This is a genomic window from Citrobacter sp. Cf118 (genome assembly GCF_030334095.1).
Classification (GTDB): domain Bacteria; phylum Pseudomonadota; class Gammaproteobacteria; order Enterobacterales; family Enterobacteriaceae; genus Citrobacter; species Citrobacter freundii.
On record NZ_JAOWES010000082.1, the window covers coordinates 59,051 to 74,104 of the forward strand.

Genomic DNA, 15,054 nt, shown 5'->3' on the forward strand with positions numbered 1-15,054 from the left:
GGTTTGTCGTTGGATTATCGGCATCAATCAACGGAACTTAATACAAATGGATGAAATTTTTTACCAACGCCAATGAATTAAGTCTGCGTGAAAACAGCATATAGCGATGGTTTGCCTATACTTTAAAGGCTGGCGCAAGAATGTCTTGCGCGTGCGTTCACTGGAAAGAGGGCCTGAAAATGGGAATTATTGCCTGGATTATTTTTGGTCTGATTGCGGGGGTTATCGCCAAACTGATTATGCCGGGGCGCGATGGCGGTGGATTTATCCTGACCTGTATTCTCGGTGTTGTCGGTGCTGTGGTCGGTGGATGGCTGGCAACGATGTTTGGTATCGGCGGCGATGTCAGCGGGTTTAATCTCCACAGCTTCCTGGTGGCCGTGGTCGGCGCGATTGTTGTGCTGGGTGTCTTCCGACTGGTGCGGCGAGATTAATCGAACGGCCCCCGCGGGGGCCGTTTCTCTGTATTGCTAAGTCAGAACTGATACTCAATCCCCGCCCAGTAATTACGGCCTTCTTCAATAAATCCTTCACTATAAACGTACTGCGTATCGAACAGGTTATTGACCGACGCGTTAACGCTGAATCCGTGACCGATGGCGTAGTCAGCGCGTAAATGGGTAATGGCGAAACCAGCGGCTTTCTGTGAGCCGTCGCTATTGCTATAGCTCGACGAACGGGCCTCTTCTGACAGCGTAATACTGAGCGGATCCCATGGCTTCAGCGTCATCCAGGCAGTCAGGGTTTGCGTTGGCAGGTCGGTAATCTTGCCGATGTCGCTGCGTTTGACGTCTGCATGAATAAGGCCGTAGCTCAGACCGACATCCAGTATATCAAAGACTTTACCTTTAACGCCTGCATCCAGACCAGTGTAATCCACCCGGCCGCTGTTCTGATTCTGAATGGTGTCGGCATCAATATTGTGTGAAAGGATGGCGTCGCTGATGCGGTTGTAATACACGCTGGCTTCGAATCCCCAGTTCTGACTAAGTGACCCATTCCAGGTCAGATCCACGCTGCGGGCGCGTTCAGGTTTAAGCTGCGGATTGACCAGCGCCACCTGGTTATAGGCCGGTTTTGAGGTCGTGTAGCGTTCTTTCAACGTAGGGAAACGCGTTCTGTCAGAATAGGACAGCGCTAATGTGTCTGCATTTTCGAAGTGATATTTGGTCATCATCTGCCAGTTGAAGGCCGACTGATTGTTGTCATCATAGTGGGTGACGCTACCATTTTTTTCGTGCTTCATGCCTTCCAGACTGTCGCGCCAGTCATAGCTTATTCCCGCCACTACATCGACATTATCCGCCGCTGCCCACTGATATTCACTGGCAACAGACCAGGTGCGGTCTTCGTAACGGTCGTAAGCCGCATTCGGTGCGCCTTTCTCACGGTGAACATCATCCTTCCAGTTTACGGCGAAAGAGAGCAGGTCGTTTTCACGCATATCCGCAGCGAGCTGCAGGCCAGCCCCATCGCTATAGTCTGAATAATGACTGTAGTTCCCTTTTTTGTTTTTCAGATCGGCAAGCGAGTTGTACATCATCAACGTATTTTCAAAGGTATCGCGATACAGACGGCTTTTCAGAGTGAAACGATCGCCCAGATGGGTGGTGCCCTGATAGTAATAGCTCTCTTTATCGTACTGTGGCCATTGCCAGTAGCGTGATTTCTGATTGCTGGTTCCGGCATATGGTGGGTTATCTTTTTCACCGTCCTGATTTATATAGGTCAGGACATATTCATCATCGCCGCGAGGGGTAAAGCCCAGCTTCACGATGCCGCGTTTATCATCGGCGGACGAGTTGGCAATCTTGCCGTGACTGCCCGCAACCGGATTGTCCACGCCGTGCGGTAAGCCAAGGAAATCCTGCTTCAACTGGCTGCCGCTGAGCTGAATGTAACCCAGATCGTTACTGGCGCCAAATGAAGCGTGCATATCGTGAGCGTTGTCTTTGCTACGACTCCAGCCCTGGCGATAACCGATGCTGCCTTCAATTGGTTTGGTGGGCTTTTTGGTGGTGATATTAATGGCACCGCCCATCTGGTTAGGCCCTTGTAGCAGAGATGAGTAGCCTTTGGATACTTCAACTGAAGCGATATCGGATGTCAGAAAACGGCCTAAATCGAGGTTGCCGTCATAGGGGATGTACACCGGCACACCGTCAAAAAAGACGGGAACCTGACGGCTGTCAAAACCGCGTACTTTCACCTGCTGCTCATTGCGGTTGCCCGACTTTTGCAGCACCACGCCGGGGACGACGCTTAGCGCCTGCGCCACGTTTTGTTTATCCAACTGTTGGATCGTTTCCTGGCCGAGAACCGTAGTGGTTGCCGCAGAGGCCGGGCTTGACCAGACGGTCATGGTTTCGCTTTCTTGCCCAGCAAAAGCACTGTGCGCGAAAGCAAACGACAGGGCTGTGTAAAGACAACTTTTGTTGAAATTCATTATTGTTAGTCCATTTTTTAATGTTATATGCCACGTGCGTCCGGGCTCAGGTTAACTTTGATATCCGCAGGTGGAGCGTAATAAGGTGCGGAAGTGATAAAGAGCCTGATGCCACAGTCGAGATAACTCGCCAGCGAGGCGAGGGTAATGCCGCCAGTCAGCGCCAGCGTGCAATGAGGGGCCAGTGAAGGTGCCAGGCGGGCAATGTCTGTCGCCTGCTCAGGGGTGAATTTGTCGAGTTGCAGAACATCGGGCGCGGCGCGTAGCGCGGCTAATGCTTCATCTGGCGTATCCGCTTCGACGACGATCTTTTTTTCTGGCGCATGGCTGCGTAAGCGCGCAACCGCGTTTGTCCAGTCGTTTGGGTTGGTAAGAAAACGGCGGTGATTAGCGAACAGCAGCACCGTTTCGGCGCATCCTCCGCGATGAATAATGCCCCCGGCAGCGAGTATTGCCTGAGTCGCCAACGAACGCGTGCCGGGAATGGCTTTGCGGGTGCAGGCAATCTGCCCATCAGGATAGCGTTGGCGCAGTTGGCTCAACATGCTCTCAAGATAGCCCGAAACTCCGCAGCTCCACTCCAGAACGTTTTGTACCGCTTTCCAGCCCTGGTGTAGCGCCGCCGCATTTCCGTGCGCACAAATTATTCTCTGTCCCGCGCTCGCTCGTTCGCCATCGGCCATAATATCGCTGACGGTTATGCCCAATGACGTCAGCATTTGTCTGGCAACGGCGGTGCCGCTAACACACCCGCCCTGGCGATGGTAAAACTCCATAACGCCCGGCTGTGCGCCAATTCCCAACGCGCGGGTAGTCAGATCGCCGCCCTGAATATCTTCCAGCAGCAGCGCGTCGGTTTGCGCCTGCGAAAAGTAGATCATCGCAGCGCCTCCCGTGGGACGCTGTCCCACCAGATAAGCGCCCAGTCACGGCTGGCAGGGGCAATCGCGCGTGGATCCTGCTGCTGATACCAGGTTTCCAGACGTTCGACCTCGTCGGCGCTTAGTTCGCCCATACTCCAGCGCACGTTTTCCAGAAAGCGCGTCCAGGTACTGTTGTCCTGCTGGCAGTTGGGGCCGCGGATAAAATCAACGTGCGCGTGGATCCCCATCTGATACAGGACATTAAGCGCATAGATATAGTTGGGAAGCTCAATCACCTCGCGGCCCAGCGCACGTTGAATGGTGGGGGAAACGAAAGATGAACTGACGAGATGGGTGGTGTAAACCCGCAGCCGGGCCTGATTATTCAGTTTGGTCATCGCCTGGCGCATATCGGCAACCAGCGTAGAGCGCGAGGCGACGGCGATATCGCACTGGGGTAAATCATCCCAGTGTTCTTCCCAGGCCCGCTGCACCCACTGTACGTGACGGGCGTTCATTTGCACAGCGCGGCGGGCAGCAACGCTAAGCATTCCCTGGCTGTAATCTACGCCGTAAATTATTGGTATCTTTTTAGCCAGCGCCAGCGAGACCGTACCGGGACCGCAGCCCATATCAAACAGCGACTCCGCCCCTTGCAGGTCGATTTTCCCCAACAGCTGTAGCAAATAGCTGTCGGTTAATGAGGCGCAATTCTCCGCCATTTTTTCCGCGCGTTTATCCCAGTGCTCCGGCTTTTTCTCGGTTCTGTTCGCCAGTTGTAACTGTTTACGGTAAAGATCGGCAAAATCAATGTCGTCAATGAGCATTCTTATTCCTTAATTGTGTGAGCCAAAGAGGTGATGGGCGATTTGTGACGGTGTAACGTGATACAGCGCAGCCAGGCGATCGGTGGCGAGCTGGTGTTCAGGAAGCCCCTGCGACACTTCACCGTTCGGTTCAACGCGTACCACGCTGTCGGCGATTGCCCGGGCGTGCAACGGATGATGCGTAGACATCAGCAGGGCCATACCCGAATTTTTCAGCGTCACCAGCGTGTCGAGCAGACGGATCTGATGCCCAAAATCCAGGCTGGAAGCGGGTTCATCCAGCAACAAAAGGCGCGGACGTTGCGCCAGCGCGCGGGCAATCAATACCAGTTGGCGCTCTCCGCCGCTCAGAGTGTTCCAGCGCCGGGGCGCCAGGTGAGAGATCCCCAGCATCGCCAGTTGTTGATGAGCAATTTCGTGTTCTTTAGCCCCGGGAACCGCAAATGCCGCCAGTTGTGGGGCCAGCCCCATCATCACCATGTCCAGCGCAGTGAAGGCAAACGCGCCGTCATGCGCCTGAGGAACCCAGGCGATAGCGGCGGCGCGTTGCCGATCGTTGAGATGATTTATGGCGATGCCATCAAGCAAAATGTCACCGTGAAGCGGCGAAAGAACGCCGAGAATGGTGCGCATCAGGGTGGTTTTTCCGCTACCGTTGGCACCAAGCAGACAACAGACGGAGCCGGGCGGAACCTGAAAGGAGACATCGCGTAGCACGGGCTGTTGACTGTGGTATCCCAGCGATGCCCGGCGCACGATTAATAGCGTCATGGTCGGTTTCCCCGTAGCAAAAGCAGCAAAAAGAACGGTGCGCCAATAAATGCAGTCAAGATCCCCAGAGGAATTTCCGTGCTGCTAAGCGTACGGGCGAGGGTATCGGTGAGCAGCAGCAAAATGGCGCCGACTCCCATGGAAACCGGCAGCAACTGCTGGTGGTTATTGCCACTGAGGAGTCGGCCGATATGTGGCACAACCAGCCCAATCCAGCCGATGATGCCCGCGATGGCGACGGTGCAGGCGGTGATTAATGTTGCGCAGACGATCAATCCCAGCCGTAGTCGGGAGACGTTGATGCCAAGCGATCGTGCTTCATCATCCGAAAGGGTGAGCAGGTTCATGCGCCAGCGCAGCAGCAATAGCGGGACCAGTCCAGTGAAGATCAGCGGTGCTGAGAACCACAGATCGTGCAGCGTAATCGTTGATAAACCGCCCAGCAGCCAGAAGGTGATAGACGGGAGTTGGGTATACGGGTCGGCCAGCGTTTTGATGAGTGAAATCCCCGCGCCACATACCGTACCCAGCGCAATCCCGACCAGAACCAGCGTTAACACCGGGTCGTGGCGCTTGACTCGCCGGGTAATCAACCAGACACCGGCGACCACGAATAAACCACCCGTGAACGCATACAGTTGAATAAACAGGATCGGTAATCCAAACAGGATTGCCGTACAGGCACCTAAACCGGCACCCGCCGCCACGCCGAGGATATCCGGCGAGACTAGCGGGTTGCGGAACATGCCCTGATAGGTGGTTCCTGCGCCTGCCAGCGCCGCGCCGAGCAGCAATGCAGCCAGAATGCGCGGCAGGCGGATTTGCCAGAAGACGATTTTGTCCTGCATCGGGACGTCATCAGTACCTGTAATAAGATTCACAACCTGTTGCGCATCCAGGCGGTACGCGCCCGATACCGCAGCGACGCTCGCGCAAAGCACCACCGCAGCAATCATCAGAAAACCGAGGGTAGATGTTTTCATCAGACTGCCACCAGACGTTGATACTGTGCATCGCTTAGCGTGGTATGCCAGAACAGTTCGCTGTAGCGCTGCATATCGGCTTTAAAGCTCTTGTTAACCTGCGGTTCAAGCCAGGCGTGCAGGCGGCGTAACCCCAGTAAACGGTTGATGCCAGGAGGTGCATCCAACCAGCCAAACGGCAGACCGCTGAGAAACAGAATGCGCCGGTCAGCAACCGCTTTGACCCCTTGCCAGATCGGATCTTCTCGTAGGTGCTGCGCTGTCATCGCATCCTGCACCAAAATAATATCGGGCTGCCAGCTGAGCAGATTTTCCATTGAAACCTGTGTGAGCCCCTGTCTTCCGGGGATGTGCGCCACATTCTGTAGCCCCAGCAGTTCTGCCGCTTCGGTATGCAAAGAACCTTGTAAACCTGTCTCCAGTCCTCTGGCACCGCGCGCGGCATAAAAACGCAGATTCGCTGCAGCTGTATGCGAGAAAGCTATTGCATTATCGATAAATCGACGGGCCAGCGCGGCCTGCATTGCAGTACGCGAGACGACGCCCAATGCTTCACCGGCTGCGTGCAACTGCTCTGGGGTATGGCGCAGTTCGCCGTTAATCAGCAGCCAGGGAATGTGAGTTTGTGCGCTCACTTGTCTGGCCTGAGAAAGCCAGGTTTCATCGGCATTACCGCAGTCAATAACCAGGTCAGGTTTAAGCGCCAGGAGTGCTTCAAGCGAGAGCGTGCTGGCGCGTCCTGCCAGCCTGCCCAGTTTCGGCAATGCCCGAATATCATCGTGGAACGGGATGGCGGTCTGGCGAGATAAATCAAAGGAGGAAAGCCCTACCAGTTTTTCCGGCGCGACGGCCAGCAGCAGCATGTCAGCGGGCGCCCCCGCGCTGACCACGCGTTGGGTTATATTCGGCCCTGGCGAGCCTCCAACGGCAACGGTTAGCGGCGTTTGCGCCAATGCGGGAAGATGGCGTAGCAGCAGTGCAGATGCCACGAGTTGGACAAACATCCGTCTTGTCAGTGCCATTATCAGTATCCTGAAGGTTACAAATTCGCTATATATTTACATATACAGCGAATAAAAACATGTTCAGAATCAAATTCTCACGGATGAAAACACCGGATACCCCATAAGGGCTAGAGGGGATAGAGGCAGCTTAAATAGCGAAAAATATGACAGAAAAATCCGCGACGAAGCGCGGATTCGGGGAGTAAAACGGCTCAGGTAATGACGTTATGGCGTCGGTTGAGTCTGTTTTTTAGGCTCGGCTGGTGGTGTACTTGTCGGTGTTGGCCGCGATGCGGGTACGCTGTCACAGGGCTTCTCTTTGGCGCAGATCAGGTCAAGCATTTTTAGCGTGACGCCGTTGGTCCAGCCGAAACCATCCTGCAATGGATATTCACCGCCACCACCGCCTGTGCCTGTGGAGCTCACGTCATACTTCTCAACCAGCTTTTTCTCGCGATCGTAGGTGTGTTGAACATTGGTGAGGAATCGCCAGGTTACGTCCATGGCGACGTTATCCTGACCGTAATTCTGTAACCCGGATGCCGCGACCCACTGGAGCGGAGCCCAGCCGTTGGGAGCATCCCACTGCTGGCCGCTTTTCACCGACGTGGTAGCAAGGCCGCCCGGTTGCAGCAGATGTGCCTGGGTGGCCGTGGCGACTTTACTGGCGCGATCTTTTGCCGCCGCATTGACATACAGCGGGAACAGGGCGGCGGCCGTGAGCTGGTTGCGTACTTTATGGCTTTTCAGATCGTAGTCGGCATACCAGCCTTCTTTGTCGTTCCACAGGTACTTTTCGATCCCTTTTTGTCGGGCATTAGCGAAGCCATCGTACTGCGCCGCTTTGGCATCATCACCGGCAGCCTTGCTGGCGAGGGCGATCATTTTTTCCATTTTGTACATCAGCGCATTGAGATCGACCGGAACGATGCTGGTGGTGCGCAGGGTGCCCAGCTGATTAGGATTGTCCATCCAGCGGGAGCTAAAATCCCAGCCGGATGCAGCAGCTGAACGCAGGTCGCGGTAGATTTCTGTGGCAGGGCGATTTGGGTTGCTTTTAGCGGTGGCGATATCCTCGACCCAGGACTCTGGCCTCGGCGTATCGCGGTCATCCCAGTAGCGGTTCAAAATGGTACCGTCATCCAGTTTAACCACGCGCTTATTTTGCTGACCGGGCTGGAGTGTTTCGACGCCTTCCATCCAGTAACTGTACTCTTTGAGCATCTGCGGGAGGTATTTTTTCAGCGCGTCATTCCCGTCGTGCTGCGCCAGCAGTTCAACCATAAAGGCAAAGAACGGCGGTTGCGAACGGCTCAGGTAGTAGGTGCGGTTGCCGTTAGGAATGTGTCCCCAGGAATCAATCTCGTAAGCGAAGTTTGCCACCATGTCCGAGACCTTATCCCAGTGATTGCTTTCGGCAAGCCCCAGCATGGTGAAATAGCTGTCCCAATAATATATTTCGCGAAAACGCCCGCCAGGCACCACATACGGCTCTGGAAGTGGCAGTAGCGAGTCCCATTTTTCAGCGTCAGTTGTCGAGCGGGTGAGGACCGGCCACAGTCCGTCAATATGTTCGCGTAATGATTGCCCGGCCGGGGGAACGTATTTCTCGCCTTCTTTCGGTAAGGTGAAATTCACCTCCACAAAATGGCGTAAGTCGAATCCGGACTGATTTTTCTGCATCCGGTAATCGGCAAGGATCATGAGAGGATCGCTGTTAGGAACTGCGTCAGCAAAGGTTTTCTGGTCTGGAAACAGTTTAGCCGTTTGTACATCGTTAAACAGAGGTCCAAGCAGGATATCTGGCGGCTGCGGTGTAGCGGCTGGCGCGTCTTCTGCATTGACGGCAAAAGAGGAAAGGGCAAAAAAGGTACTGGCGAGAGTCAGTTTTATTGCAACAGAAAGCAGGCCTGGATGGCGAGTTGCAGGCGTTATCATCGGTTAATCTCCTTAGCGGTGTGCCGAAGTAGCGGCATTTACCATGAGAAAACCTTAGTTCAGGATCGACCGTTGCGCGTGATCGACACCCCATTTTGCGAACAAACAGACATTTCCCGACGCGAATAGGGAAGAAGCACACCCTTTGTCGAAAAGGGTGTGCTTCGGTATCAGTTTGCGCGGGTTATCCGCTGTGTGACACAGTCAATGGTCAGAGTATCGCCCATCTTTATGCTATCGAGAGCAGCGCCTTGCTGACACATCCAGCACAGACCCATTTCACGAGCGATAATCGCCGGATGAGAGGTTTCGCTGCCGTCCCGCAGGCAGATACCTTTGATGGTCTTCGGATCGAGTTGCAGTACCGTAGACGGATAAATGACATCAGCGACCAGGATAGTGGGGCGCAAGAACGCGGGAATTTGTGCGCTCTCTCCCGTCAAATGTTGCAGTGAACGAGACAGCAAATCTTCAATATCAATGTATCGCGCCTGCAGATAAGGATCATCGAGCTGTAAATACTGCTGGCTGAGATCGCTCAGCACCTGATGCCAGGCACAGGCGGCACTGCATTGTTTTTCACGCATTACATCGCAGGCCATTTCAAACAGTTCAGGATCGTCCAACAGCGTGTGGTGACCGGAGAAGATGGCGGCGATATCTGCGGAATATCGTTCTTCAGCAAGAGCGGTGAGTTTGCTCAGATCGTTCAGCGTACTTTGGATGGCGGTCTGTAATCGCTGCTGCTCAGCCTGCAGTGATGCGGCGGACTGCGGGTTTACCTTTGGCGAGAACGGCGTGTGACAAAATGCCGTCCCCGTGACTTTTGAGGGAGCCAGAGTTGCCTTGTTATCAGTATGCGCGGGCTCGAGCGATTCACCAAAATTCTCTGCCGCCAACTGTTTAAATGCGGCCAGCGCATCCTCTGCCTGTTCGCCCTTAGCAATCAGGCGTAGCGTGTCATTACAGCGTACCTGCAGCAGGGCTATTTGATTCAGGCTATCAGGGACCACACACTTGCCGTTTTTCTCCAGCCACATGTCGGCGTTAAAACCAGACAACGCAGAAACCAGCCGCGAAGCCGGGCGGACGTGGATGCCGTTAGGGTTTTTCACCACAATGGCAACAGAACGGGCATCAGCGTCGGGAGACAGTTCAGCGGATGTGGGTTTCGCTGCGGATGGCGAAGGTAAACCCAGTTGTTCACATTTGGCGTCGAGGGCGCTCATGGCATCACGGATGACCCGATCGATATCAGCACCCGCGGCGGCGCTAACCGTCGCGGCTAGTGTGCCTTCAACCAGTGGTGCTGCGCATAAACGCACTTTGGCGGCAATGTTAGGGTCGAGCAGTTCCAGCGCGGTTTCCGCACTCAGTAATGCACTACCGATATCCATCATCACCAGCACGTGGTCCGTATCGGCCACGGACTCGATGGCTTCCATCACCTTAATCGGATCGGTGCCAATCGGATTCTCAGGATCGTCAATGCCTGCGGCAATGGCGATTTTGCAACCATCACCCATTAACATCTGCCGGGCCAGCACGCCGACGCCTTCGCCCAGTTGGGCGCTGTGAGAAACAATAACCAGGTTTACCATCGCTTTATCCTTACTCTCTGGACGCCTGAGCCAGCATTTGCATCATAAACATGACCGACGTTGCGCCGGGATCCTGATGCCCAATGCTGCGCTCACCTAGATAGCTGGCGCGGCCTTTGCGAGCCTGCATGGTGATGGTGCTTTGCGCTGCGACTTCCGCTTGTTGGCTTGCCGCTTCCAGAGCCGCCTGGACGCTCAGCTTCTGTTCGCATGACTGACGTAAAGACTCCACTACCGGCAGCCAGACATCGCACATGGTTTTATCGCCAGGTTCAGCCTTACCGCGGCTAATCACACCTTCTGCGCCATCACGAATCATTTGATACAGCTCTTCAAGCGTCAGGCTTTGATGAGCCTGAGTCACCTGGGCGGCGCGGATAAAAAACGTGCCAAACAGCGGTCCACTGGCCCCGCCGACGCTTGAGAGCAGCACCATACCGGTGTTTTTCAAAATAAAGCCGATGTCTTTGTCCGCGATGGACGGCAGCTTTTCAACGACTTTGCTGAAACCACGATGCATGTTCAGACCGTGGTCGGCATCGCCGATCTCCCGGTCAAGTCCGGTGAGAAAATCACTTTCAGTGGTGAATATTTCACCGCAGCGATAGAGCCAGTTAACAATCTGTGTTCTGTTGAGGGACATCATGAATCTCCTTATTTACCCCAGTTGAGAGCAGGGGTGTGAACCGGTGCATCCCATAAGTTCAGCGTTTCGTCATCCACCTGTAACAGGGTGATGGAGAAGCCGGTCATATCCAGAGAGGTACAGTAAGAGCCGATCAGGTTGCGCTCAATGACGATGCCTGCATCCTGGCAACGGCTTTCGAGGCGGTTATACACGCCGAAGAGTTCAGACAACGGCGTCGCACCGAGATTATTGACCAGCGCAATAACCCGATCGCCACTTTGTAACGCACGTTTGCTTTCTTTACCTTCATGCCACGCGCCCTGGACGTTGTCCCAGTGGCGGAGCGTACGGCTGTAGTTACCGTTTTCCAGCAGGGTATCGAACATTTCATCAACGGTCTGATCGAGAGAGGTGAAGGTGCGGCGGTCAATGCCCGGTTCCCCGTGGATACCTACGCCAAACTCCATCTCGTTATCCTGTAACGTGAACGACGGTTGTCCGGCTGCCGGAACGGTACAGGCGCCAATGGCTATGCCAATGGAGTGGCCCTGGTTATTCAGCTTACGACCCAGCGCAGCACAGGCTTCCAGCGAGTCACCGCGTTCGGCGGCCGCGCCGACCAGTTTTTCGATCAATACGGTATTAGCCACACCACGGCGTCCGGCGGTATACAAACTGTCTTTCACCGCCACATCGTCATCCACCACCATGGTGGTGACCTTGACGCCGCTTTCGTGCAGCAGCTCGGTAGCGGTTTCGAAATTAAGAATGTCGCCGGTGTAATTTTTGATTATCAGCAGCACGCCTTCCCCGCCATCAATTTGCATGGCGCATTCGAACATTTTATCCGGCGTGGGGGAGGTAAAAATCTCACCCGGGCAGGCGCCGGAGAGCATGCCCTGACCAATGTAGCCGCAATGCATAGGCTCGTGCCCGCTGCCGCCGCCGGAAAGCAGCGCCACTTTGCCCATCACCGGTGCATCTGCGCGGGTGACATACACTGGGTCCTGATGCAGTGCCAGGGAAGGATACGCTTTCGCCAGTCCGGCGAGTTGTTCATTCAGTACGTCTTCAACACGGTTGATCAATTTTTTCATTATTTATGCTCCGCAGACAGTCCTGGATGGCTGCCAAATTTGGGCAGCCATCTGATGTAGGGTATCGGTTTGTACAACGCCACGGCGACCGCTCGCTGCCGATAAGGTAATTTTGCACACGGGTTTGCAAAAGAAAATTGCTGTGAAGAGCGTTTCAATACGAAACATAGCAGCATAATAATGTTCCGTATTGGAACGTCATGGTGCATAAAACAGCGAAAGTGAGAGGTCGGGCGGTATTTGTGCGGAAAGTTTTTGAACGATTTTTTATGGAAAACAAACCACCTGCAGAACAGGTGGTTTGTAGGCATGGTCGATTTCGGCGTTAGCCCGGATAAATTCCGCGATCTTTTCGTGCCAGCAGAATGCGTTCGCAGGCAACGATGTAGGCTGCGGTACGCAGGGAGCAGGATTTCTCAGCTGCTTTTTCCCAAACATGCACCATCGCATCAGTCATGATTTTGTCCATGCGATTGTTGATCTCTTCTTCACTCCAGAAGAAGCTTGCCATATCCTGAACCCATTCGAAGTAGCTGACGGTTACGCCGCCGGCGTTACAGACCACATCAGGCACAACCACGATACCACGGCTTGCCAGCACATCGTCGGCATCCGGATAGGTTGGGCCGTTAGCGCCTTCAAGTACCAGTTTACAGGTCAAGGTTTCCGCACGGTGACGGGTGATCTGACCCTCGAGCGCGGCCGGAATAAGAATATCCATATCCAGGCTCCAGAAGGCCTCGCTGGCGATGGTTTCAGCGCCCGGGAAACCGGCAATCTGTTTGTGCTCTAACTGCCAGGCAGACAACGCGGTCATGTCGATACCTGTGGGGTTAAACAGCGTAGCGGTGTGATCCTGAATCGCGACCACGCGTGCACCAGATGCCGCGAACAGTCGGGCGGCTTCGCTGCCGACGTTACCAAAACCTTGCACTGCAACGCGAGCACCTTCAACTTCGATGTTGGCACGGCGCGCGACTTCCAGACCGCTGACGAAAACGCCGCGACCGGTGGCTTTATCACGACCTAATGAACCGCCAAGGTGAATAGGTTTACCGGTGACCACGCTGGTCACGGTGGTGCCGTGGTTCATGGAGTAGGTATCCATCATCCAGGCCATGACTTTTCCGTTAGTACCTACATCCGGCGCAGGAATGTCTTTCTGCGGCCCAATGATAATACCGATTTCGCTGGTATAACGACGAGTTAAACGCTCCAGTTCGCCTTCAGACAGCGAGAACGGATCGACGCGCACTCCACCTTTGGCACCGCCGTACGGCAGGTTCAACGCTGCGCATTTGATGGTCATCCAAGCGGACAGGGCCATCACTTCATTAAGATCAACATCAGGATGATAACGCACACCGCCTTTGCCCGGCCCGCGGGAGAGGTTATGTTGCACGCGATACCCTTCAAAATGACGGATAGTGCCGTCATCCATCTGCACCGGGATATCGACAATCAGCGCGCGTTTTGGGTGGCGCAGGGTATCCACCCAATGGGAAAGTTCGCCCAGGTAAGGGGCCACACGCTCGATTTGTTGCAGGTAGGTATTCCAGGCAGATGTGCTGCTATCTGAAGCGTAAGATAACTTATCCATGATAAACCTTAGTTATAAAAGTAATATGTTCTTAATTTGGCCGTGGTATACAGTGAATCTCACCATATAAACCTAAATTTAACATTTTTTTCATAGAAGGGCCTGCCCGACCAGCACGAATTATCACCATGATTAGTATGGACTTTAACTTGCGATTGAATAGTTATTCTTTGTCTTTGCTTGTATTTGGGTTGTTTTGCAGGGTGCGTAATTTAATATGCATAATATATAAAAATCGTAATTTGTTAGATTTATGACGCACCTCTAAAAGTAAATAATTTGATAACAAAATGTATTTGCTTTATTGCGGTTAAGCTGAGGTCAGTAGGTTACGGCGATGGTAGCGGTATCGGCATAGTTGTCTGGCGTGTAGTTCGCGCTGGGGACGGTGGCGTAAACCGGGTAGGTAGTTGTTGTCCCCGTACCGTTGCCCGCGACGGTATTGAGTGATGTATTGCCCCAGACCGTACCGGAAGGACCTGGCGTCGAACTAAGCTGGTAGGGGACTTTATCCGTATTTGACCCCGTGCCCGCCATCACGCCGCTGCCTGCCGTATTACCGTTGGAGGGCTGAAGCCCGATGGTGTAAGGCGTGTTATTGGAACATGCTACGCCCACGGTATTTGAAGCCGTAAGGTTACGCCCGGTCGCCCTGGCTGGCGCAAAGCTAATATCGGTTGCAGAGGTGATATTGCACTGTTTGCTTACGGTCGCCGATACGGTGAAAGGCAGCCTGGCAGCAATGGTATCGCCACAGGTTGTTGGCGGGAAAAGCAATCCGGGATTGAGAGTGACAAGGGCTGTTGCCGTCGTATAGTTATCCTGATAATTTCCGGGGACGGCTGCGGTTTGTGGTGTGACGATCTGCGCCGATACCGTGAGTGAACCCGTCACTGGAGTCAGATTCAGCAGGTTAAGCTGTACCATGGGAAAAGTGGTTCCCGACTGATACTGGCTGCCCCAAACTTTGGTGCGCCCGCTGTCCTGGTAAAGCTGGTATGCCAGTGTACTGGCAGGCGTTCCGCTTAATGACATATTTCGCGGTGTCACCTGGCCGCTGACGGCCGAGGCGCCAATATTAAAACAGAGATTGATCCCTGCCAGCGCGTCACCAAGCTCTTTGGTGCAGGTGTAACTGAACGTCATTGATGACGTTGCGCCTGTTGCAGACAGTGGATTGACCGAACCTAAATTTATGGGTTGAACATTGCTCACCGAACAGGTTACCGCATGGCTAATTGCCGGACAAAAAAGTACGGCAGCGATGAGTAGCAGATGTCTTAACCTCATGAACGT

The 15,054-nt window shown here is 54.1% G+C and carries 13 protein-coding genes; 1 reads left to right on the forward strand and 12 read right to left on the reverse strand.

The features are described from left to right. Positions 1 to 179 precede the first annotated feature (179 nt). A complete protein-coding gene (locus tag OGX67_RS09955) occupies positions 180 to 434 on the forward strand; it encodes a GlsB/YeaQ/YmgE family stress response membrane protein (protein ID WP_003020908.1) in 255 nt (84 codons plus the stop codon). A gap of 41 nt (positions 435 to 475) precedes the next feature. Here the strand turns inward: OGX67_RS09955 and OGX67_RS09960 are convergent, their stop codons facing one another. The 12 genes from OGX67_RS09960 to OGX67_RS10015 all read right to left on the reverse strand — a co-directional run bounded on the left by OGX67_RS09960 (position 476) and on the right by OGX67_RS10015 (position 15,048). Further along, entirely contained in the window at positions 476 to 2,446 is a 1,971-nt protein-coding gene (locus OGX67_RS09960) for a TonB-dependent receptor plug domain-containing protein (protein ID WP_200014615.1), read from the reverse strand. A gap of 23 nt (positions 2,447 to 2,469) precedes the next feature. Beyond that, complete coding sequence (gene modD / locus OGX67_RS09965) at positions 2,470 to 3,327, reverse strand: ModD protein (RefSeq protein ID WP_257651127.1); 858 nt, start codon at positions 3,325 to 3,327, stop codon at positions 2,470 to 2,472. Continuing rightward, positions 3,324 to 4,136, reverse strand: a complete 813-nt coding sequence (locus tag OGX67_RS09970; RefSeq protein WP_032935412.1) for a class I SAM-dependent methyltransferase — start codon at positions 4,134 to 4,136, stop codon at positions 3,324 to 3,326. The genes modD and OGX67_RS09970 overlap by 4 nt, the downstream gene beginning before the upstream one ends. Before the next feature lie 9 nt (positions 4,137 to 4,145). Beyond that, positions 4,146 to 4,907, reverse strand: a complete 762-nt coding sequence (locus OGX67_RS09975; RefSeq protein WP_048232176.1) for an ABC transporter ATP-binding protein — start codon at positions 4,905 to 4,907, stop codon at positions 4,146 to 4,148. Then, positions 4,904 to 5,863, reverse strand: coding sequence for a FecCD family ABC transporter permease (locus tag OGX67_RS09980; protein ID WP_369707177.1), 960 nt, complete (start codon positions 5,861 to 5,863; stop codon positions 4,904 to 4,906). The genes OGX67_RS09975 and OGX67_RS09980 overlap by 4 nt, the downstream gene beginning before the upstream one ends. A gap of 26 nt (positions 5,864 to 5,889) precedes the next feature. Next, positions 5,890 to 6,912, reverse strand: coding sequence for an ABC transporter substrate-binding protein (locus OGX67_RS09985; RefSeq protein WP_286526422.1), 1,023 nt, complete (start codon positions 6,910 to 6,912; stop codon positions 5,890 to 5,892). A 207-nt stretch (positions 6,913 to 7,119) separates the two neighbouring features. After that, positions 7,120 to 8,832: an alpha,alpha-trehalase gene (locus OGX67_RS09990; protein ID WP_257651129.1), complete on the reverse strand. Its 1,713-nt coding sequence runs from the start codon at positions 8,830 to 8,832 to the stop codon at positions 7,120 to 7,122. Positions 8,833 to 9,002: 170 nt separating this feature from the next. Further along, positions 9,003 to 10,433 (reverse strand): dihydroxyacetone kinase phosphoryl donor subunit DhaM, encoded by a 1,431-nt coding sequence (gene dhaM / locus OGX67_RS09995; protein ID WP_257651130.1) that lies wholly within the window; start codon positions 10,431 to 10,433, stop codon positions 9,003 to 9,005. Positions 10,434 to 10,443: 10 nt separating this feature from the next. After that, entirely contained in the window at positions 10,444 to 11,076 is a 633-nt protein-coding gene (dhaL, locus tag OGX67_RS10000; RefSeq protein ID WP_003020881.1) for a dihydroxyacetone kinase subunit DhaL, read from the reverse strand. An 11-nt stretch (positions 11,077 to 11,087) separates the two neighbouring features. Beyond that, entirely contained in the window at positions 11,088 to 12,158 is a 1,071-nt protein-coding gene (gene dhaK / locus OGX67_RS10005) for a dihydroxyacetone kinase subunit DhaK (protein ID WP_003020880.1), read from the reverse strand. 325 nt (positions 12,159 to 12,483) lie between these two features. After that, positions 12,484 to 13,758, reverse strand: a complete 1,275-nt coding sequence (locus OGX67_RS10010; protein WP_257651131.1) for a Glu/Leu/Phe/Val family dehydrogenase — start codon at positions 13,756 to 13,758, stop codon at positions 12,484 to 12,486. A 321-nt stretch (positions 13,759 to 14,079) separates the two neighbouring features. After that, positions 14,080 to 15,048: a Csu type fimbrial protein gene (locus OGX67_RS10015; protein ID WP_286526427.1), complete on the reverse strand. Its 969-nt coding sequence runs from the start codon at positions 15,046 to 15,048 to the stop codon at positions 14,080 to 14,082. Positions 15,049 to 15,054: the final 6 nt, after the last annotated feature.